Here is a 19008-nt window from a genome sequence, read left to right as displayed (position 1 = left end):
ACTATGAATTATGAAGGTTTTTCTTAAGGGTGTTTAGAGCCTCTTTCCATTGGCAGGGTGATGCCCAAGCGTCGCTGCAAAGCTTCCACGACTTCTTCTGCTGACTTCTGCCCAAAGTTCTTAATTTCTAAGAGGTCTTCTTGGGTATAATCCAACAAATCTGCCACAGAGTTAACTTGTGCCCGTTTGAGACAGTTATATGCCCGCACAGAAAGTTGCAACTCTTCGATGGGTATCTGGGCAGTTGGGTCGTCTGGAATCTCCGAACCTGTATCTGTTGGTTCTAGGGAGATGTCTTTCAACGGGTTGAATAAATCTACCAAGATCGCAGCGGCGGAAGATAGTGCTTCTTGAGGGGAAATACTGCCATTTGTCCAAACTTCCAACAGTAGTCGGTCTTTTGGAATCAAGCCTTCCCCACGAGATTCTTCAACACTGTAGTTGACTTTTCGCACTGGCATAAATATCGAGTCGATTTGCAGAAAATCCAACGATGTGGCTTCCTCACGTCCTCGCTCTACAGTGCGATAGCCTTTGCCTTTCTCGATCCGAAATTCCATTTCCAGTTTTCCACCCTCAGCAATGGTGGCTACATACTGGGTCGGATCGATTATTTCTACTTCACTGGGCAAATCAAAATGAGCCGCAGTGATTGTTGCTGGGCCGTTAACGAGTAATCTACCAATCTGAGGCTGTGAGGAATAGTTTTTCAGGATAACTTCCTTCATTTTCATGAGGATTTCCAGTACATCTTCCCGCACGCCCGGAACTGTGGCAAACTCGTGTGAAACGCCTGCAATCCTCACTGCTGTAACTGCCGTACCCTCTAGATTGGATAGTAAAACCCGCCGCAGTGCGTTGCCAACAGTTGTTCCTTGACCACGCTCTAGAGGTTCCAGAACAAATTTACTGTAATGGTTCCGACTTTCGTCAGTATTCGACTCTACACATTCAATTTGAAACTGCGCCACGGATGAGCCTCCCTTTTTCTAAGGTGCTGCTAGCAGACAAGTCAATTGCCTCCCGAATTGAATTTATGTCCTGTAGATTATAGGTATATCAAAACTACTAGTATGAAATTACGGTATAGTTTGACGCCCCTATTGAGCTTGCAGGCGCTGATAATATTTTGGGTATCCTGAAGCTTAACAGCTTTCCCTGTGGGAAAATCTGACACGCTTTTGGTCGCCCAAGTTTTCACTTGATGACAGTTTGCACGTTAGACGCCCAAGCTGTCATTGCTGGCTGTAACTTTTCGTCCTCACTGCCCAAGTCTTAGTGTTTAAACTCGACGGCGCTTGGGTGGACGACAACCATTGTGAGGAATCGGGGTAATATCCCGAATGAGTGTAATTTCCAGTCCTGCTCCTTGAAGCGCCCGGATAGCGGTTTCTCTACCTGCTCCTGGTCCACTGACCATTACCTCAATTTGGCGCATTCCTTGATCAATGGCTCTACGGGCTGCACTTTCAGCAGCAGTTTGCGCTGCAAAGGGAGTTCCCTTTTTTGCTCCCTTAAAACCGCTAGAACCAGCACTGGCCCAGGAGATGACATCTCCATTTTGATCGGTAATGGTGACAATGCTATTGTTGAAAGTAGACTGGATGTAGGCCATCCCACTGGGCACATTCCGTTTCTGCTTCTTGCTCCCGGATTTTTTAGTTGGTTGTCTCGCCATACTTGTTTCGTTGGTTTAAGGTAAAACTTGCTCAGATTAGCAAGCGTTGCAAAATTATTTCCCTGGAGCCTTCTTCTTCCCAGCCACTGTCTGCCTTCTTCCTCGACGGGTTCTGGCATTTGTGCGAGTTCTTTGACCTCTGACTGGTAAGCCCATCCGATGACGACGGCCTCTGTAAGTACCAATGTCAACTAAGCGCTTGATGTTCAAAGACTCCAAGCGCCGCAAGTCGCCTTCAACTTGATAGTTGCTTTCTATTTCCCCTCGCAGGGCTGTTACATCAGCATCACTTAAGTCCTTAACGCGGGTGTCTGGGTTCACACCAGTAGCCGCTATAATTTCTTGAGAGCGTGATAACCCAATTCCGTAAATGTAAGTCAGACCGATCTCGACGCGCTTATCGCGTGGAAGGTCTACTCCGGCAATACGTGCCACAATGAACTCTCCCTATTGTTTTCGCAATTACTGTTGGTTAGAAAAACGTGATTAATCGCGTCTTTTCGTTTTAATGATGATATGCGTCCTGCAACTGGCTCTGTTGGTAAGAGCCTTATCCTTGACGTTGCTTGTGCTTGGGGTTCACACAGATCACCATCACGCGACCACGACGTTTGATCACGTTACACTTTTCACAAATTTTCTTGACTGAGGCTCTAACTTTCATGCCTTTTATTTTTTGACTCCAAATATAAAATTATAGCATTTCTAGGGAAAATAATCCAGTTAAATGACTAGTAAACAGTCAAAAAAATGGTTTTATGGTAAAATTCTCTACATATACTTACTTCTTACGCAAGCGATAGGTGATTCTGCCTTTGGTCAAGTCGTAGGGGGTTAACTCTACCTTGACGCGATCGCCGGGCAAAATCTTGATATAATTTCGGCGAATCTTGCCGGAAATGTGTGCTAGCACGTTAAAGCCATTGTCCAAGTCAACGCGAAACATCGCATTGGGCAAGGACTCTGTAACCGTGCCTTCCATTTCAATCAAATCTTGCTTAGACAATTTGTTTTTTCCTCAACTCAACAATTTCGTGTTCAGTTGCAGCGCTTCATCTGCAAAGAAACACATTTTAAGAAATATATCAACAGTTTATTAATATATCTTAGCTAAAATTGATCTTTTTTTTGTTAGGGGGAGTGGGGACTGGTGAGTGGGAAATAGTGAGTGATAAGTGGTGAATTCCCTACTCCCCACTCCCTACTCCCTACTCCCCTTTCAAGAAGCGATTACCTTTTGTAATTCACCAGTGACATCTTCTTGGGACTGATTGCCATTGACTGTTAGGAGTTTTTGGCGATCGCCATAATAATCAATTAAAGGTGCAGTTTCCGCGCGGTATACTTCTAAACGACGACGAATCACCTCTTCGGTATCATCTTTTCGTCCTCTAGCTAGCAAACGTGCGATGACAATTTCATCTGGTGCATCTAAATTGACTACCCTTTCGCCACCTTGATGTATTGTTTCCAATAACTTCTCCAAAAAAGCTGCTTGAGTAACTTTCCGGGGAAAACCATCAAGAATCCAACCATTTTTGGCATCTGGTTGATCGAGGCGCTCCTGTACCAAGTCCTGCACTAGCTGATCGGGTACTAACTCGCCGCTATCAACATAGCTTTGAGCTTTTATTCCTAAAGGAGTTTGCTCTTTCATGGCTTGTCTTAATATTTCACCCGTAGAAATATGGGGAATATTCAAGTGTTCAGCCAAAGTTTGAGCTTGTGTTCCTTTACCCGCTCCAGGTGGCCCCAAGAAGATTAATCGCGTCACTATTATTTCACCATTCCTTCATAGCGCTGAGAGATGACATAAGTTTGGACTTGTTTGGCTGTCTCAATTGCCACACCGACTAAAATTAACAAAGAGGTAGCACCTATCCCCTGGAAAGTTTTCACATTCAAAGCACTTTCCACTGCGGTGGGGATAATTGCAACAAAGCCCAAAAAGATCGCACCCAAAAAAGTGAGTCGGTTGGACACGCGTTCAATATACTCACTAGTTGCCTTACCGGGACGAATTCCAGGAATACTAGAACCCATTTTCTTCAAGTTCTGCGCCACGTCTACTGGGTTGAGAATCAACGAAGAATAGAAGTAGCTGAAGAAAACTATGGAAACCATGTACACCAAGGCATAGACCCAGGAACTAGAACCGCCTGGACTCAAATAAGTGTTAACTATATTCGCCAATTCGGCATTTTTAGTAAAATTGGCGATCAGCAATGGCAAGCTGAGGATGGCAGCAGCAAAAATAATTGGCATTACGCCGCCTTGATTTAGGCGCAAGGGCAGATAGCTACGCTGTTCTGCCAAAACTCTCCGACCTACTTGGCGACGAGCCGAAATAATTGGGATGCGGCGCATTCCTTCTTGAACAATCACAATACCAACAATTGTTGCTAGGAAAACTAAGATCAGCACGATCACGCGACCCACTGTTTCCCGACCGCCGACTTGTACCAAGTCGATGGTATCGCCCAAAGCTTTTGGTAATGACGCGACAATATTGACAAAAATCAACAATGATGCACCGTTTCCAATGCCCCGTTCTGTAATAAGTTCTGATGCCCACATGACGAACATCGAACCAGCAGTCAGAGCGATCGCAGTTTCAGCTACGAAGATTGGCCCTGGGTTTAAGGCAAATTGCTGTAGGAATAATGCCGAAAAAGCTGTACTTTGCAGAATCGCCCAAACTACAGTGACGTAGCGGGTAATTTGCGATATTTTTCGCCGACCTGCTTCGCCTTCATTTTTCTGTAAATTTTCTAAAGATGGAATCGCAGCAGTAAGCAATTGGATGATAATAGACGCATTAATGAAGGGCAAAATTCCTAAAGCAAAGACTCCCAAAGTCGAAAGTCCTCGCCCGGAAAATATATCCAATAAGCCGAATATGGAATTACTGCCCGATATGGCTTCGGCAAATCTTGGTCTATCAATCCCTGGCACGGGTAAGAAGATACCCAGGCGAACCAAAATTAAAATACCGACGGTAACAAGCAGCCTACCTCTGAGGCCAGCTGCCTGCGCCATCTGCATAAAAGTTTCTTGAGCCGTTGGGGCTTTATCTCGACTGATCATAGAGTGCTACCTTTATAGTGAACCAAGCACTGGCAGCGAGTTGGCTTGCATTTAAGTGCGCTGTTCCGGCTCACTCATAAGACTTCACAACTACCACCAGCTGCCTCAATTTTGCTACGAGCTGAAACTGTGAAAGCTGCCGCTTGTACTTTGAGCGGAATGCTCAATTCCCCGTTACCTAAAACTTTCAATGGCCCTTTGACAGCAGTCAGGATACCTGCGGCTTTCAATGAGGTCAAAGTTACTTCCGTATTAGCGGGAAGGGAAGCTAGCTTCTCTACATTAATCGTAGTGTAAATCTTCTGATTAACAATCGGAAAGCCCTTCAGCTTAGGTAAGCGGCGGTACAATGGCTGTTGACCACCTTCAAAACCTGGTCTAGTACCACTACCAGAACGAGATTTTTGACCCCGCATACCTAGACCAGCACTGGCACCTTGTCCGGCAGAAATACCTCTAGCTACACGCTTCTTGCGTTTCTTTGAGCCTTTTTGCGGCTTAACATCATGGAGTCTCATAATTTATCAAGTTCTCATTTGTCGTTTGTCATTTGTCGTTTGTCATTTGTCATTTGTCCTTTGTTATTCACTAATGACTAATGACCAATGACTAATGACTAAATTAGATGTAGAGATTTTGAATAGGAATACCCCGATCTTCGGCGACTTCAGAAAGGGTACGCAGTGTAGATAAGGCATTAACTGCGGCTCTAGCATTATTGAGCGGATTGTTTGAGCCTAGTTGCTTGGCTAAAACGTTACGAACTCCTGCTAATTCCAACACAGTTCGCACAGCACCACCAGCAATTACCCCAGTACCAGGTGCGGCTGGACGCATAATCACTTTTGCACCGCCACCGACACCATCAATAGGATGGGGGATGGAGTTGGATTTGGTGATTGGGATATCAATGAGGTGTTTTTTGCCATCGGCTACGCCTTTTTTGACGGCGCCAATTACATCTGAAGCTTTGCCTACTCCAACTCCAACCTGACCGCGTTCGTTACCAACGACAACGATCGCTCGGAAGCTGAGTTTTTTACCACCTTTGACCACTTTACTTACGCGTCGGATTTGGATAACCCGCTCTTGCCAAGTGGTTTCTTCTTTTTTGGCACGCTTTGTTCTACTTTTACGCTCTGTTGCCATAATTTATGCTCTGGTGAACGTCATTTGTCAATTGTCAGTTGTCATTTGTCCTTTGTCATTTGTCCTTTGTTTATTCACTAATGACCAATGACTAATGACTCAATGACTAATGACTTTAGAAATCTAAACCAGCTTCGCGTGCTGCATCAGCTAGTGCTTTGACACGACCATGATATAAGTTACCACCGCGATCAAAGACTACTTTGGTAATGCCTTTTTCTAGCGATCGCACTGCGATCAACTTGCCAACTTGCGCCGATGCGTCGCGGTTTGCACCTGAGGCTAAACTAGATTTCAAATCTGGTTCTACGGTCGATGCGGACACGATGGTTTGATGCTGAGTATCATCAATTAACTGGGCATAAATATGCTCATTAGAACGAAACACCGCTAAACGCGGACGTTCTGGGGAGCCAATAACCTTGCCACGAACGCGTCGATGACGACGATTTTTTGATTCTCTACGAGTAAGTTTCATTTCTACTTCTTACCACCCTTACCAGTCTTACCAGCTTTCCGTCTGACCACTTCACCCGCATAGCGAATGCCTTTACCTTTATAAGGTTCTGGTGGACGAACAGCACGAATTTTGGCGGCTGTGTTACCTACGATTTCTTTGTCATAGCCACTGACAATGACGTTAGTGGTACCTTCTACAGCAAACTGAATTCCTTCTGGTGGTTCAATTTGCACTTGATGGCTGTAACCCATATTTAAAACTAGGTTACGCCCCTGAAGTTGTGCCCTGTAACCAACACCTTGAATTTCCAAACGGCGCTGAAAACCTTGGGAAACTCCCTCGACCATGTTGGCAACTAAAGTCCGGCTCAAGCCGTGCAGTTGCTTTGAGGTACGAGTTTCATCCCGTCGATTTACCTGTAATATTTCTCCCTCTTGAGAGAGTGAAACGTTCGCTGCTAGAGTGCGAGAAAGTTCTCCTTTCGGGCCTTTCACCACAATTTTTGTACCATCGATCGCCACTTCAACTTTGGCGGGAATAGTAATTGGACGTTTACCAATACGAGACATGACTTTTTGTCCTTTGTTATTTGTCCTTTGCCTTTTGTCCTTTGTCTTTCACTAATGACTAATGACAAATGACTAATGACCAATGACTACCAAACGTAACAAAGCACTTCGCCACCCAAGTTCTGACGCCGCGCTTCGCGGTCAGTCATAATACCACTGGATGTAGAAATAATGGCAATGCCAATGCCGCCTAGTACCCTTGGTAATTCTTTTTTATTGGAGTAAACACGCAAGCCAGGCTTACTGACCCGCTTTAAGGCGGTGATCAGAGGCTGACGGTTTTTACCCTTGTATTTCAGGGAAATCACCAGATTGTGTTTTACCCCTTCTTCTGCTTCTTCGATTTCAGCAATAAAGCCTTCCTCGCGTAGCACTTTGGCAATGCTCCGGGTCATTTTTGTCGCTGGCACTTGTGTAGTTTGATGCCGCGCCAGGTTGGCATTGCGGATGCGCGTCAGCATATCTGCAATTGTGTCGTTAGCCGCCATCGTTCCCTCTATAGATGAACTTATTGATCGCGAAAGGGCATTCCTAATTCTTTAAGTAAGGCGCGTCCCTCTTCGTCGTTTTTTGCTGTGGTGATGATGGAAATATCCATCCCACGTACTTGATCGATGCTGTCGTATTCGACTTCTGGAAAAATTAGCTGTTCTCTGACACCCAGAGTATAGTTACCGCGTCCGTCAAAGCTTTTAGGGCTAACGCCGCGAAAATCTCGAATTCTGGGTAATGACAGGCTAACTAGTCGGTCGAAAAAGGCATACATCCGTTCGGCTCTGAGGGTAACCATGATCCCCACAGGCATCCCCTGACGAATCTTAAAGCCAGCGATCGCCTTTTTCGCCCGTGTCACCACTGGTTTTTGACCTGTTACTAAGGCAATTTCGTTGATGGATGCCTCTAGTGACTTCGCATTTTGAGCTGCTTCACCCAAACCTCGGTTAATCGTAACCTTTACCAACTTCGGTACTTCATGAACGTTGGTATATTGAAACTGATTGATCAGTTTGGGGACGATTGTCTCTTGATATAAGGTTTTGAGTCTTGTTGTCGCCATAGTTTTTTGTCCTGATATCCCTGGGCTTGGTCAGGGAACTTTTATTGTCCTTTGTTATTTGTCCTTTGTCTTTTGTTATTTGTCTTTTTACTAATAACTAATGACTAATGACCAATGACTAATGACTATTTATCTAGAATTTCGCCAGTTTTCTTGAGCTTTCTGACCTTTTTGCCTTCTGAGGTAAAGGTGTAACCAACACGACTGGCAACGTTTTGCTTGGTGGAATAAAGCATCACGTTAGAGCTATGAATCGGGAATTCTTGGGTAATAATTCGCCCTGATTCCCCTTCTTGCTGGGGTTTGACGTGCTTGGTTTTAATGTTGACACCTTTGATGATGACTTTACTCAGTTGGGGCAGTGCTTGAATAATTTCACCAACTTTTCCTTTGTCTTTGCCAGCAATCACTTGTACTGTGTCGCCAGTTTTGACATGCATTTTGTGGAATACTTTGGGCGTACCCTGTTTGGTTGCCATTAAAGCACCTCCGGAGCCAGAGAAACAATTTTGGTAAAGTTTTTATCGCGCAGTTCCCGTGCAACTGGGCCAAAAACCCGTGTGCCTCTGGGATTACCGTCTTTGTTGATGATCACAGCGGCGTTATCATCAAAGCGAATGCTCATGCCGCTGTCACGAGATACAGCTTTACGAGTCCGGACAATTACTGCTTCCACAACATCAGACTTTTTGACAGCCATGTTGGGTGTAGCATCTTTGACAACGGCGATAATTTTATCGCCGATAAAACCATAACGACGATTTCCTCCGCCTAAGATGCGGATGCACATTAGTTTGCGGGCGCCGCTATTATCTGCGACATTCAGGTAAGTCTGGGGTTGAATCACAATTATTCTCCCTTGTAATGTTGTTAGTTTCTAACAACGATGAGGTTTAAGCAGGCTTGACGTTCAGGACTTCTGTGATTTTCCAGCGCTTGGTTTTACTCAGGGGTCTAGTTTCCTGAATGCGAACGCGATCGCCTACTTTACACTGATTTTCTTCGTCGTGAACTTTATATCGTTGGGTGTTAACCACAATCTTGCCGTACTTGGGGTGAGGAGCGCGGTTTTCTATGGCCACTACCACAGTTTTTTGCATTTTATCGCTCACTACCAAGCCAACTCGTTCTTTAACTGCCATAATCTCCTACTTCTTTTCTTTAGCCGATTGACTTGCTGCCCGTTTGCGTTCTGTTTCTAGCGTCAGCAATTGGGCTAGGCGGTGGCGCAATTGCCGGAACTGATGGGGCTTTTCTAATTGTCTGGTGGCTTTTTGCAAGCGCAACTGAAATAGTTGTCTTTTGATCGCGACAATTTCATCAGATAGCTTCTCGTCGCTTAATTCTCTAGCTTCTGAAATCTTGGGAAGAGGCATAAGCTACTCCTGCTCCTGTGGTTGAGAGCGCACAATAAACTTGGTTTTGATGGGCAGTTTAAATGAAGCCAAACGCATCGCTTCACGAGCGATTTCTTCAGAAACTCCACCGATTTCAAACAAAATTCGTCCTGGCTTGACTACAGCTACCCAAAACTCTGGATTACCTTTACCCGAACCCATCCGGGTTTCAGCAGGACGCATGGTTACAGGTTTATCAGGGAAAATCCGAATCCAGATTTGTCCACCCCGACGAATATAACGAGTCATTGCCCGACGGGAAGCCTCGATTTGACGCGAGGTAATCCAAGCAGGTTCTTGAGCTTGGAGTGCAAAATCACCGAAGTTTAGGGTACTACCACGGCTGGCTAGTCCTTCCATCCGTCCGCGCTGTTGTTTGCGGAATTTAGTTCTTCTAGGGCTTAACATGGTTTGTCATTTGTCATTTGTCATTTGTCATTTGTCATTTGCCATCTGCCATTTACTAATGACTAATGACTAATGACGATTTATCCTTCATTTGAACGGTCTTCAAATTGCTGGCGACGACGTTGTTGTTGACGACGACGGGGTTCACGTTCGCGATCGCGGGGGTCACGTTCGCGATCGCGGCTTGCTGGTGGTAGTGGATCTGGTTCCTGTCCAGGAATAATTTCTCCCTTAAACACCCATACTTTGATACCCAAAATGCCGTAAACAGTTTTTGCTGTGCAATAAGAGTAGTCAATGTCAGCCCGTAAGGTATGTAAAGGTACTCTACCTTCACGAGTCCACTCTGTCCGGGCGATTTCTGCACCGTTGAGGCGACCGCTAACTTGGATTTTAATACCTTGGACACCAGCACGTTGGGCACGTTGAATAGATTGCCGCACTACCCGCCGAAAGGAAACCCGACGTTCCAATTGTTGAGCAATGTATTCAGCAATTAGGTAGGCATCAGCATCAACTCGTTGAACTTCAACTACATTGATCCGAATTTGACGATTACTACCCAACAATCCTTGGAGTCCGGTACGTAAGGATTCAATACCTTGTCCACCACGACCTACTACTACCCCAGGTCTAGCTGTGCGTACTTCTAAGTCGATTTGGTCGGCTTTGCGCTCAATCCGTACTTCGGAAATTCCGGCGTTGTTTTGAGCCTGTCTACCCAGCTTTTGTTCTATATATTGACGCAGTTTGTAATCTTCTTGTAGAAGTTCTGGATAACGATCAGGAACAGCAAACCAACGGGATTGATGTTCATGTGTAATACCCAGACGAAAACCAACTGGATGAATCTTCTGTCCCACGAATGCTTCCTCTAAAATTTCTTACTTTACGCAATTTATTCGTGTAAACGTGCTTATTTTTCTGGGGCGGCTGCAACGGCCACAGTAATATGACACGTCGGCTTGCGAATTTGGTAAGCTCGACCTTGCGCTCTTGGCTGGAACCGCTTCAACGGCGGCCCTTGATCGGCATAAGCCTGAGTAATCACTAGTTGAGTCCGATCTAATCCAGCGTTGTGTTCGGCATTGGCAGCAGCGCTTCTGAGAACCTTCAATATGGGTTCAGTGGCGCGATAGGGCATGAATTCCAGGATGATTAACGCTTCTCGGTAAGATCGCCCGCGGATTTGATCGAGTACCCGACGCACCTTGTAGGCCGAGATGCGGATAAAACGAGCGATCGCTTTTACTTCAGTAGTATTAGTAGCCATAATTTTCTCCAATTTTGTCATTTGTCATTTGTCATTTGTCACTTGTCTTTAGCTAATGACTAATGACGTAATAACTAATAACTACCTACCCGCTTTTTTGTCGCTTTTTCCATGACCCCTGTAGGTGCGTGTTGGGGCAAATTCACCCAATTTGTGTCCTACCATCTGTTCATTTACAAAAACTGGAACGTGTTGGCGTCCGTTGTGAACAGCGATAGTATGACCTACCATTAGAGGCAAAATTGTCGAAGCTCTTGACCAAGTTTTAATAACTTCTTTTCTGTTGTTGTCGTTGAGCTTTTCAATTTTCTTTAAGAGATGATCCGCAACGAAAGGACCTTTTTTTAGAGAACGACCCATAGTTCAATTTTGGATTTAGGATTTAGGAATTAGGAGTAAGGAGTTAGGAGTTAATAAGTTAGATTCAACTCATAACTCATAACTTCTAACTCTTTAAGATTCACGACCACCGCGACCGCGTTTAGAAGATTTACGACGACGACGCACAATCAACTTGCTGCTAAGTTTCTTGCGATTGCGTGTCTTCGCACCCAATGTGGGTTTACCCCAAGGAGTTACAGGCCCTGATCTACCGATAGGCGCTCTACCTTCACCACCACCATGTGGGTGATCCACTGGGTTCATGACGCTACCTCTAACCTTAGGACGGCGACCTTTCCAGCGATTTCGTCCGGCTTTACCTGCACTCAGGTTTCTCGCGTCGGTGTTGCCTACTTGCCCAATGGTGGCGTAGCACTCGCGTCGAATCAAGCGGACTTCTCCTGAAGGCAACTTGAGAGTTACATAATTACCTTCTTTTGCCACGACTTGGGCGCTAGCACCAGCAGCACGGACAATTTGACCACCTTTACCAGGAGTGAATTCTACGTTGTGAACACTAGTACCTAAAGGAATCTTCGAGAGCGGTAAAGCATTACCATCTTCAAAGGGAGCCTCTGGCCCAGAAATAATTATTGTTCCAACTTTCAACCCGTTGGGATGGAGAATGTACCGTTTTTCGCCGTCTTGGTAATACAAAAGGGCAATTCTGGCATTGCGGTTAGGATCGTATTCAATTGCTGCGACTTTGGCAGGAATATTATGTTTATCCCTTTTAAAATCGATGATCCGGTAAAGTTGTTTGTGTCCGCCACCCCGGCGACGACTAGTAATCCGTCCGTGATTATTCCGACCTTTGGCGCGATGCTTCGAGGTTGTTAGGGATTTTTCTGGCTCGGTTTTGGTAATTTCCGCAAAGTCAGAGATTGTAACTTGGCGAGTGCTGGGGGTATAAGGGCGATAAGAACGGGTACCCATATTTATTAAGTGCTGAGTGCTAAGTGCTGAGTTTGAAATTTTGAGTGCTGAGTTTTGAGCATAGTAACTCCTAACTCTTAACTCCTAACTCCTAACTTTTTTAGACTTCTGGGAATAGAACTTGTCTAATCTTGTCTTCATCCCCAGGTGCGACGGTGACGATCGCTCGCTTATATTGGGGCTTATAACCAATAAATTTACCAACGCGCCGCTTTTTACGCGGTGGTAGGGTGGTGTTGACTTTTACAACCTTGACCTGAAATAAATCTTCGATCGCAGCCTTGATTTCTGGCTTTGATGCCTTTGGAATTACTTCAAAGGTGTACTTATTTTGCTCCATCAAGATGGTCGCTTTCTCTGTAACGATTGGGCGACGCACTAAATCGGCAAGGTCGCGGGGGTCAAAGCTAGGCACTGTAGACCTCCTGAATTTTTTCTAGGGCTGATGCCGTAACTACAATTTTGTCAGCGTGCAGTAAATCAAAAACGTTTAGCTGGTCGGCTGCAATTAGTTTTAAATTTTCAATGTTGCGGGCTGATAAATAAACGTTATCTGTATCCGCAATTTCAGACAAAATTAACAGTGCCTTGCTTTCTGGTACTACTCCCCAACGGGCAAGAGCTGCTACTAATTCTTTAGTCTTGGGGCGAGATAGCTCGGTGCTAAATTCTTCTACTACTATCAAATCGTCAATGCGGCTGACAAATGCTGTCCGCAGTGCCAAACGTCGCTCTTTGCGGTTCAATTTGAGGTTGAAGTCTCTGGGTTTTGGCCCAAAGATCACACCACCACCACGCCACAATGGTGAACGAATAGAACCTGCACGAGCGCGACCAGTACCTTTTTGTCGCCAAGGTTTGCGTCCGCCACCTCTGACTTCAGCACGAGTTTTCGTACTGGCATTTCCTTGACGAGCATTGGTCAATTGCCGTACTAAGGCGCGATGCACAATATGAGACGCTGTTTCTTCCTTGGCAACGCGCAACTCGAAGGTCGTCTCGCCGACCTGTTCTCCTTGCCAATTTTTAACTACGCTTTCAACCATCTTTCTTTGTTATTTGTCCTTTGTCATTTGTCATTTGTCATTTGTCTTTTGCCATTTGTCCTTAGCCAATGACTAATCACTAATGACTTTTGACTAATGACTTTTGACTATCCCACTACTTTTGCAGGCACAACACTTACTAGAGCACCTGGTTTACCAGGAATAGCTCCCTTAATTAGCAATAAGTTGCGTTCTGCATCAACTCTTACTATGGTCAGTTTGCGAATTGTGATGCGTTTTCCACCTAAACGCCCTGCCATCCGCTTACCTGGATAGACACGACCTGGTGTTGTACCAGCACCAATAGAACCCGGCGCTCTGTGGTTTTTAGAACCGTGTGACATAGGCCCACGAGCAAAGTTGTTGCGCTTCTGGTTTCCCGCAAAGCCGCGACCAATACTTGTGCCGACTACATCGACAATTTGACCTGCGCTAAAAATATCTGCTTTAATCTCTTGACCTAAAGCATAATCACTAGAGCTATCGGTGTGATATTCATTTAAGTGACGCAATGCAGGGGCAGATGATTTAGCCAAATGACCCAGTAGTGGTCTGTTTAGTGCCTTGGGTTTGACTTCGCCATAACCAACTTGAATGGCAAAGTAACCGTCGGTTTGTTTCGTTTTAACTTGTGTAACAGTGCATGGCCCTGCTTGAATGACAGTCACAGGAATAGCTACTCCTGCTTCGTCAAATATTTGGGTCATGCCCAGCTTGGTGCCGAGAATACCTACAGACACAATAACTGGTTCTCCTTTCTACTTGCTGACCTTGGAATTGGACTCTAGAGGACACGCTTTGTACGCATCAGTTTAGGCTGGGTTAGCCTGCGAAATTTGGAATGGCTTCAATAAGCCGCTCCAAATGCTTTCGGACACAACAAACCGTGTCCGTACTGCTTGGTGAATCTGTTTAGCTTCACTCACTAGATCACCAGAACAGCCACAAGTCCCTTCATATTGGGAAGGGGTAACTTCTGGAATCAATGCAAGGCGCTACAGCTTTAAGCTGTGTGCAGCAATGCTTTCGTCCAAGCAATTGCTCTGGCACTTTCTGGAGGCAGCGCTGTCGGCGGGTTTTCCGATTTTTACACGCCCCAAGGGCGGCTTCCCGGAGATTGGCTACTGCCGTGTTGCAGTTGGACTTAAGCGGTTTTTACCGCCCAGTATCCGTTAACTGAGACTGACGTAATGCCATGAAACCAACATTGCTGCTCAGTCTTTACTTCCCTAAACACCTTAAACTATTGTTTAAGATTTTGCCTACTTTTTCAGAGGCACAGGAGTAAACTTACTCTGGAGCTTACATAAGCTCCAATGTTGACCTGAAAGCTTTTCTAGTTTACCAGTCTATGATCAATCTGAGTCAGATTATCCAATTTGGATTTATTCGTTAGTTTTTTATGCTAACACTACCCCAGAATGACAGTTGAGAAGTTCACTACTTTGCGTTTTTGGTCACAATCTAATAATATAAATTATTTATTTATGTTTGTCCAGTAATTTATAGAGTTATTTTTAGGGAGTGGGGAAGAAGTAAGGGAGCAGGGAATAGGGTACAGGGTACAGATTATCACCTATCACCTGTCACCTCTCCCCTAATCCCAATGCCCAATGCCCAAAAAAATGCTTTTAATCTATCGGTTCAGGGTAAATAATAGAGATATCTAAGTGGGATAAGACGAAAATCTATGGCACTAATTACCACTGGCAACGGTTTGATCCGCGATCTGGAAAAATTTGGCGCTCTTGGAGTGTATGTACCTCTGGAAGGGGGTTATGAAGGTCGATATCAGCGCCGACTACGGGCTGCTGGCTATACCACCCTTCACATTACCGCTAAGGGACTGGGTGACGTAGCTGCGTATCTCACAAGAATTCATGGAGTCAGACCTCCTCATCTTGGTAAAAAAAGTACTGGTAGCGGTGCAGCAGTAGGTCAGGTACACTATCTACCCCCAATTCTCAATTCTCATCTAGAACAGTTACCACCAAAGTCAAAGGGGCTGGTCTTGTGGATTATTGAAGGGCATATTCTTTCTAATGAGGAAGTTGAGTATTTAACGAATTTGCCTCAGCTAGAACCACGAGTAAAAGTAATTATTGAGAGAGGTGGCGATCGCGCTTTCCGTTGGACTTCTCTAGAAAAAACTCTGTTAGCTAGCTAACAGTTACAAAAGTGAGGAAGTTATGAGTTATAACTTCCTCACTCTCAAAATATTGGCAATTATCGGTCAGAATCAAACCAGAAGAACTATTTGCAACTTAAATGCTCATTAGTTTGTAAGTTTTTTGGTAAATCCCTGCAACCGAATTAACACTGGCTTCGCCCATTTTCCACCCAGCAAATCGTGCAACAGGGTATAAAAACAGGGGATGATAAACAGCGTCAGCACTGTTGCCAAAGATAAACCCGAAAACACCACTACGCCTAATGGTTGCAGAAATTCTGAGCCTTCCCCAATTCCTAACGCTAGGGGAAACATACCTAAAACGGTGGTAATAGTTGTCATTAATATTGGTCTTAGGCGTTGAGGAGCCGCTTTCAAAATCGCAGTTTTCCGGTCAACTTTTTCCCGTTCCAGAATTTGATTCGCCAATTCAACCATGATGATGGCGTTATTGACCACAATACCCACTAGCAAAACCGCACCGACAATCACTGTCGCCCCAATGGCAGTTTTGGTGATGTAAAGTCCAAAAATCCCCCCAGCTAATGCCAACGGAATTGTAAACATAATTACCAGTGGGTCAATAAGCGAATTGTATTGCACCGCCATCACCACAAAGACTAAAAAGGCAGCTAATCCACCTAATAGTTGTAGTGAGCTTTGGAGTTGCTGATTAGATTCTGCTGCTGAACTAGGTAAGCGGCTGACACCTTCAGGTAAATCTAGACTATCTAGTACCGTACTGACCTGTTCTAGGGCGTCACTAAGGCTAGCTCCCTCAGTTAAGTTGCCAGCAATTAAGAAAACCTGACGCTGGTTAATTCGCTGAACTTCTCCTGGAGCTTGAGCTTCAGCAATTTTGGCAACATCACTCAAGCGAATTTGGCGATTGTTATCCACAAACAACGGCAACCTCTGCAATTGAGAAGCTGCTTGCAACGATTTTTCATTCAACTTGACGCGAACATCGACTAAACGGTTGCCGCGTTGCAACTGAGTTGGTACGCTACCTTCAAGAGCAGTCTGAATTGTTTCCCCAATTTGTGTGGTAGTTAAACCCAAAGCTGAAACTCTCTCCCAATCAGGAAGAATCTGAATTTCTGGTTGGCGATCGTCTGCATCGGGACGAAATCTCGCTAATGTAGCTTGTTCTTCCAAGGCTGCTAGTACCTGACGACCAGCTTGTTCTAAATTATTTACGTCATTTCCCTGAAGCATCACGTCAACATCAGCACCACGTATCGGAGAGTTGCTGAGAATCAAACCCCGTACTTGACCGGGGGAAAGGCGGAGGCGAATTCCTGCTAAATTTAGCTTATTTAACTCTTGGGTAACTCGTTCTACATAAGCTTGGACATTAGTACCCGCCTTCAAGGTAATATTGCTGGAAGCTCGTAGGGCATTAGCATTGGTAGCGTTTCCAAAGAGGGAGCCACCAATTGTAGAGAAAACATATTCTGTTTCTGGCTGCTTGCGGATAATCTCATCCACCGCAACCATTACTTTTTGGTTGGTTTCTAAAGGTGTACCGGGAGGAAATTGGGCGTTTAAGTTGGCTTGTCCGGTGTTGATGCGGGGGAGAATTTCTTGAGGAATTTGCGGAGCCATCCACAAACTGCCGCCGCCAAAAAGGATAATAGCGATCGCTACCGTAGCCACCCGCCAGCGTAATATCCCTGCTAAAAAACTGCCGTATCCCCTCGTAGAAGCATCAAAGCGGCTATTAAACTTTCGTAAAAACCAAAATTCGCTCAGACGGCTAGAAAACTTCCATGCCAACATCCGGGAAGCAAGCATTGGTACAACGGTTACGGCAATCAAAATTGAAGCTGCAACTGAAAAGGTGATGGTGAGAATTAACTCATTAAATAGTAATGCGATAAAACCGCCGATCAGCAAAAACGGTAATACAGCTACCAAGTTTGTACTAGTAGAAGCAATTAAAGCTGATTCTACTTCTTGGCTACTTTTTTCTGCTTGATAAATTAGTTGCTGCGAATTCAAGCGGGTTCTATTATCCTTACCGGGAGTCATCCCAGCCCCTTCGGCAATGTTCTCTAACATGACGATGGAGTTATCTACCACAATACCCACACCCAGCGCTAGACCACCCAAACTAAAAACGTTGATAGATAAGCCAAATAGCCCCATCAAGATGATGGCAGCTAGGGTTGCTAAGGGGATGGCTAGGACGATGATGAAAGTTTGTCGTAGAGAACCAAGAAATAGGAGAACTGCGATCGCAGCTAGTCCAGTACCAATCAACCCAGAACTGGTAACATTGGAGATAGAGTTGCGAATAAACCGCGACTCATCCAAGGTGGGTGTAAGAATTGTCCCTTCGGGAATTACCCCAGATTGTCGGAGTTCTTCCAAGCGTTTTTTCACACCTTCAACAACGTTAATGGTGTTAGCATCGGGCTGCTTTTGGATGCTGACTTTTACAGCTTCTTCCCCGTTGAGTAGAACGTACACCCGTTGTTGTTCTGAGCCATCAATGACTTCAGCAAAGTCACGCAAATAGACACGGCGGTTGGGGACTGGGGATTGGGTACTGGCGAGTGGGGACTGGGTACTGGTGACTGGGGAAGAAGGAGCAGAAGAGACTTCAAAAGAAAGATTGCTAATTTCATTGGCATTTTGGAACCGCCCAACGGTACGGGTTAAGGGTTCAGAATTCTGCCCTAAAATCCGACCACCAGAAATATCTATGTTGCGATCTCTGAGTTCATCTAGGACATCGGTTAAACCGACACCCAAAGCTTGCAACCGATCCAAATCAATATTTACCCTAACTTCTTCTTGAACTCCTCCCGATATGTCTACCCCTGCGACTCCGGAGACAACACTCAGTTCGCGGGCTAGTTCTTCTTCGGCAAAAACCCGCAAATCAACGCCTTCTAGAGAGGGCGAAGTTAATGCCAATTCGTAAACTGGCAATTGGGAAGGATCAACTTTAAATAAGCGTGGTTCTTCGATGGCATCTGGTAATGTGCTTCTAGCTCTGTTAAAAGCAGCTGTCGCATCGTTTAAAGCTTGGTCAATATTGCCACCTGGTTGAAAGAACAGATCCAAATTTATCTGTCCCTCACGAGTTTGGGAAAAAATCTGTACCACACCCTCGGTAGCCGCAAAGGCTTCTTCTAGGGGTCTGGTAACTTCATCAACTGCTACCTCTGGGGAAACTCCAGGTGCTTGTATTCGCACACCAATCCGAGGATAGGTAATTGATGGTAGTAAATCCACGGGTAATTTGACGACAAAAAAGACACCCAGCACTATCACTGCGAGAGTGAGCATGAGTGTGCCGATGTGTTGGCGGATTGATATAGCACTGATACTAAATCCGCCACCGTTTTTTACTTGCTGCATTACTGTCGCTGCGCTCCAATTAAAA

27 protein-coding genes are annotated in these 19008 nt (G+C 45.2%); 1 reads left to right on the top strand and 26 read right to left on the bottom strand.

Annotated features, from left to right (window positions below; translation table 11 throughout):
* Positions 1 to 23: 23 nt before the first annotated feature.
* The 25 genes from ACWATR_RS21835 to rplC all read right to left on the bottom strand — a co-directional run bounded on the left by ACWATR_RS21835 (position 24) and on the right by rplC (position 14181).
* The gene (locus ACWATR_RS21835; RefSeq protein ID WP_069070760.1) at positions 24 to 971 is read right to left on the bottom strand and encodes a DNA-directed RNA polymerase subunit alpha; all 948 of its coding nucleotides are present in this window, start codon (positions 969 to 971) and stop codon (positions 24 to 26) included.
* A 311-nt stretch (positions 972 to 1282) separates the two neighbouring features.
* Positions 1283 to 1678 carry a 30S ribosomal protein S11 gene (gene rpsK / locus ACWATR_RS21830; protein WP_012410703.1) on the bottom strand — a complete coding sequence of 132 codons (396 nt, stop codon included), beginning with the start codon at positions 1676 to 1678 and terminating at the stop codon, positions 1283 to 1285.
* A 54-nt stretch (positions 1679 to 1732) separates the two neighbouring features.
* A complete protein-coding gene (rpsM, locus tag ACWATR_RS21825) occupies positions 1733 to 2113 on the bottom strand; it encodes a 30S ribosomal protein S13 (RefSeq protein ID WP_069070762.1) in 381 nt (126 codons plus the stop codon).
* A 115-nt stretch (positions 2114 to 2228) separates the two neighbouring features.
* Positions 2229 to 2342 (bottom strand): 50S ribosomal protein L36, encoded by a 114-nt coding sequence (gene rpmJ, locus ACWATR_RS21820; RefSeq protein WP_015129703.1) that lies wholly within the window; start codon positions 2340 to 2342, stop codon positions 2229 to 2231.
* Between the two features lie 117 nt (positions 2343 to 2459).
* Positions 2460 to 2684 carry a translation initiation factor IF-1 gene (gene infA / locus ACWATR_RS21815; protein WP_006276978.1) on the bottom strand — a complete coding sequence of 75 codons (225 nt, stop codon included), beginning with the start codon at positions 2682 to 2684 and terminating at the stop codon, positions 2460 to 2462.
* A gap of 213 nt (positions 2685 to 2897) precedes the next feature.
* Positions 2898 to 3452 (bottom strand): adenylate kinase, encoded by a 555-nt coding sequence (locus ACWATR_RS21810; RefSeq protein WP_460336916.1) that lies wholly within the window; start codon positions 3450 to 3452, stop codon positions 2898 to 2900.
* 2 nt (positions 3453 to 3454) lie between these two features.
* Positions 3455 to 4765: a preprotein translocase subunit SecY gene (gene secY, locus ACWATR_RS21805; RefSeq protein ID WP_289799264.1), complete on the bottom strand. Its 1311-nt coding sequence runs from the start codon at positions 4763 to 4765 to the stop codon at positions 3455 to 3457.
* A 74-nt stretch (positions 4766 to 4839) separates the two neighbouring features.
* Positions 4840 to 5283 (bottom strand): 50S ribosomal protein L15, encoded by a 444-nt coding sequence (gene rplO / locus ACWATR_RS21800; protein ID WP_069070765.1) that lies wholly within the window; start codon positions 5281 to 5283, stop codon positions 4840 to 4842.
* A 103-nt stretch (positions 5284 to 5386) separates the two neighbouring features.
* Positions 5387 to 5914 carry a 30S ribosomal protein S5 gene (rpsE, locus tag ACWATR_RS21795; RefSeq protein WP_012410709.1) on the bottom strand — a complete coding sequence of 176 codons (528 nt, stop codon included), beginning with the start codon at positions 5912 to 5914 and terminating at the stop codon, positions 5387 to 5389.
* 115 nt (positions 5915 to 6029) lie between these two features.
* Positions 6030 to 6392 (bottom strand): 50S ribosomal protein L18, encoded by a 363-nt coding sequence (rplR, locus tag ACWATR_RS21790; protein WP_181928654.1) that lies wholly within the window; start codon positions 6390 to 6392, stop codon positions 6030 to 6032.
* A gap of 2 nt (positions 6393 to 6394) precedes the next feature.
* Positions 6395 to 6943, bottom strand: a complete 549-nt coding sequence (gene rplF / locus ACWATR_RS21785) for a 50S ribosomal protein L6 (protein WP_460336911.1) — start codon at positions 6941 to 6943, stop codon at positions 6395 to 6397.
* Between the two features lie 86 nt (positions 6944 to 7029).
* Positions 7030 to 7431 (bottom strand): 30S ribosomal protein S8, encoded by a 402-nt coding sequence (gene rpsH, locus ACWATR_RS21780; protein ID WP_069070769.1) that lies wholly within the window; start codon positions 7429 to 7431, stop codon positions 7030 to 7032.
* Positions 7432 to 7451: 20 nt separating this feature from the next.
* The gene (gene rplE / locus ACWATR_RS21775; RefSeq protein ID WP_069070770.1) at positions 7452 to 8000 is read right to left on the bottom strand and encodes a 50S ribosomal protein L5; all 549 of its coding nucleotides are present in this window, start codon (positions 7998 to 8000) and stop codon (positions 7452 to 7454) included.
* A gap of 125 nt (positions 8001 to 8125) precedes the next feature.
* On the bottom strand, positions 8126 to 8479 hold the full coding sequence (gene rplX / locus ACWATR_RS21770; protein WP_435021217.1) for a 50S ribosomal protein L24: 354 nt from the start codon (positions 8477 to 8479) through the stop codon (positions 8126 to 8128).
* The gene (gene rplN, locus ACWATR_RS21765; RefSeq protein ID WP_069070772.1) at positions 8479 to 8847 is read right to left on the bottom strand and encodes a 50S ribosomal protein L14; all 369 of its coding nucleotides are present in this window, start codon (positions 8845 to 8847) and stop codon (positions 8479 to 8481) included. The genes rplX and rplN overlap by 1 nt, the downstream gene beginning before the upstream one ends.
* A gap of 46 nt (positions 8848 to 8893) precedes the next feature.
* Positions 8894 to 9142 (bottom strand): 30S ribosomal protein S17, encoded by a 249-nt coding sequence (rpsQ, locus tag ACWATR_RS21760; RefSeq protein WP_069070773.1) that lies wholly within the window; start codon positions 9140 to 9142, stop codon positions 8894 to 8896.
* 6 nt (positions 9143 to 9148) lie between these two features.
* Positions 9149 to 9376, bottom strand: coding sequence for a 50S ribosomal protein L29 (gene rpmC, locus ACWATR_RS21755; RefSeq protein WP_179068334.1), 228 nt, complete (start codon positions 9374 to 9376; stop codon positions 9149 to 9151).
* A 3-nt stretch (positions 9377 to 9379) separates the two neighbouring features.
* A complete protein-coding gene (rplP, locus tag ACWATR_RS21750) occupies positions 9380 to 9805 on the bottom strand; it encodes a 50S ribosomal protein L16 (RefSeq protein ID WP_069070775.1) in 426 nt (141 codons plus the stop codon).
* 80 nt (positions 9806 to 9885) lie between these two features.
* Positions 9886 to 10668, bottom strand: coding sequence for a 30S ribosomal protein S3 (rpsC, locus tag ACWATR_RS21745; RefSeq protein ID WP_322665917.1), 783 nt, complete (start codon positions 10666 to 10668; stop codon positions 9886 to 9888).
* 53 nt (positions 10669 to 10721) lie between these two features.
* On the bottom strand, positions 10722 to 11078 hold the full coding sequence (rplV, locus tag ACWATR_RS21740) for a 50S ribosomal protein L22 (RefSeq protein ID WP_069070777.1): 357 nt from the start codon (positions 11076 to 11078) through the stop codon (positions 10722 to 10724).
* A gap of 81 nt (positions 11079 to 11159) precedes the next feature.
* On the bottom strand, positions 11160 to 11438 hold the full coding sequence (gene rpsS / locus ACWATR_RS21735) for a 30S ribosomal protein S19 (protein WP_012410721.1): 279 nt from the start codon (positions 11436 to 11438) through the stop codon (positions 11160 to 11162).
* A 93-nt stretch (positions 11439 to 11531) separates the two neighbouring features.
* The gene (gene rplB, locus ACWATR_RS21730; RefSeq protein WP_069070778.1) at positions 11532 to 12395 is read right to left on the bottom strand and encodes a 50S ribosomal protein L2; all 864 of its coding nucleotides are present in this window, start codon (positions 12393 to 12395) and stop codon (positions 11532 to 11534) included.
* 100 nt (positions 12396 to 12495) lie between these two features.
* Positions 12496 to 12810 carry a 50S ribosomal protein L23 gene (locus tag ACWATR_RS21725; protein WP_069070779.1) on the bottom strand — a complete coding sequence of 105 codons (315 nt, stop codon included), beginning with the start codon at positions 12808 to 12810 and terminating at the stop codon, positions 12496 to 12498.
* Positions 12803 to 13441: a 50S ribosomal protein L4 gene (gene rplD / locus ACWATR_RS21720; protein WP_069070797.1), complete on the bottom strand. Its 639-nt coding sequence runs from the start codon at positions 13439 to 13441 to the stop codon at positions 12803 to 12805. Before rplD ends, ACWATR_RS21725 begins: the two co-directional genes overlap by 8 nt.
* 107 nt (positions 13442 to 13548) lie before the next feature.
* Positions 13549 to 14181, bottom strand: a complete 633-nt coding sequence (gene rplC, locus ACWATR_RS21715) for a 50S ribosomal protein L3 (RefSeq protein WP_069070780.1) — start codon at positions 14179 to 14181, stop codon at positions 13549 to 13551.
* Between the two features lie 950 nt (positions 14182 to 15131).
* Between rplC and ndhN the strand changes: the two genes are divergently transcribed.
* Positions 15132 to 15608, top strand: a complete 477-nt coding sequence (ndhN, locus tag ACWATR_RS21710) for an NAD(P)H-quinone oxidoreductase subunit N (protein ID WP_289799259.1) — start codon at positions 15132 to 15134, stop codon at positions 15606 to 15608.
* A 108-nt stretch (positions 15609 to 15716) separates the two neighbouring features.
* On the opposite strand, the gene ACWATR_RS21705 is transcribed toward ndhN, so the two are convergent.
* A complete protein-coding gene (locus ACWATR_RS21705) occupies positions 15717 to 18983 on the bottom strand; it encodes an efflux RND transporter permease subunit (protein WP_460336898.1) in 3267 nt (1088 codons plus the stop codon).
* Between the last annotated feature and the right edge of the window lie 25 nt (positions 18984 to 19008).

This window comes from Nostoc sp. UIC 10890, assembly GCF_054786515.1.
Note: the sequence above shows the minus strand (reverse complement) of the source record. Positions and strands in the feature narration are given on the sequence as shown.

Bases quoted from the DNA above. Each gene is read 5' to 3' on its own strand.
- rpsK (WP_012410703.1), bottom strand. From the start codon at position 1,678: ATGGCGAGACAACCAACTAAAAAATCCGGGAGCAAGAAGCAGAAACGG.
- rpmJ (WP_015129703.1), bottom strand. From the start codon at position 2,342: ATGAAAGTTAGAGCCTCAGTCAAGAAAATTTGTGAAAAGTGTAACGTG.
- secY (WP_289799264.1), bottom strand. From the start codon at position 4,765: ATGATCAGTCGAGATAAAGCCCCAACGGCTCAAGAAACTTTTATGCAG.
- rplO (WP_069070765.1), bottom strand. From the start codon at position 5,283: ATGAGACTCCATGATGTTAAGCCGCAAAAAGGCTCAAAGAAACGCAAG.
- rpsE (WP_012410709.1), bottom strand. From the start codon at position 5,914: ATGGCAACAGAGCGTAAAAGTAGAACAAAGCGTGCCAAAAAAGAAGAA.
- rplR (WP_181928654.1), bottom strand. From the start codon at position 6,392: ATGAAACTTACTCGTAGAGAATCAAAAAATCGTCGTCATCGACGCGTT.
- rplF (WP_460336911.1), bottom strand. From the start codon at position 6,943: ATGTCTCGTATTGGTAAACGTCCAATTACTATTCCCGCCAAAGTTGAA.
- rpsH (WP_069070769.1), bottom strand. From the start codon at position 7,431: ATGGCGGCTAACGACACAATTGCAGATATGCTGACGCGCATCCGCAAT.
- rplE (WP_069070770.1), bottom strand. From the start codon at position 8,000: ATGGCGACAACAAGACTCAAAACCTTATATCAAGAGACAATCGTCCCC.
- rplX (WP_435021217.1), bottom strand. From the start codon at position 8,479: ATGGCAACCAAACAGGGTACGCCCAAAGTATTCCACAAAATGCATGTC.
- rpsQ (WP_069070773.1), bottom strand. From the start codon at position 9,142: ATGGCAGTTAAAGAACGAGTTGGCTTGGTAGTGAGCGATAAAATGCAA.
- rpmC (WP_179068334.1), bottom strand. From the start codon at position 9,376: ATGCCTCTTCCCAAGATTTCAGAAGCTAGAGAATTAAGCGACGAGAAG.
- rplP (WP_069070775.1), bottom strand. From the start codon at position 9,805: ATGTTAAGCCCTAGAAGAACTAAATTCCGCAAACAACAGCGCGGACGG.
- rplV (WP_069070777.1), bottom strand. From the start codon at position 11,078: ATGGCTACTAATACTACTGAAGTAAAAGCGATCGCTCGTTTTATCCGC.
- rpsS (WP_012410721.1), bottom strand. From the start codon at position 11,438: ATGGGTCGTTCTCTAAAAAAAGGTCCTTTCGTTGCGGATCATCTCTTA.
- rplB (WP_069070778.1), bottom strand. From the start codon at position 12,395: ATGGGTACCCGTTCTTATCGCCCTTATACCCCCAGCACTCGCCAAGTT.
- rplD (WP_069070797.1), bottom strand. From the start codon at position 13,441: ATGGTTGAAAGCGTAGTTAAAAATTGGCAAGGAGAACAGGTCGGCGAG.
- ndhN (WP_289799259.1), top strand. From the start codon at position 15,132: ATGGCACTAATTACCACTGGCAACGGTTTGATCCGCGATCTGGAAAAA.
- ACWATR_RS21705 (WP_460336898.1), bottom strand. From the start codon at position 18,983: ATGCAGCAAGTAAAAAACGGTGGCGGATTTAGTATCAGTGCTATATCA.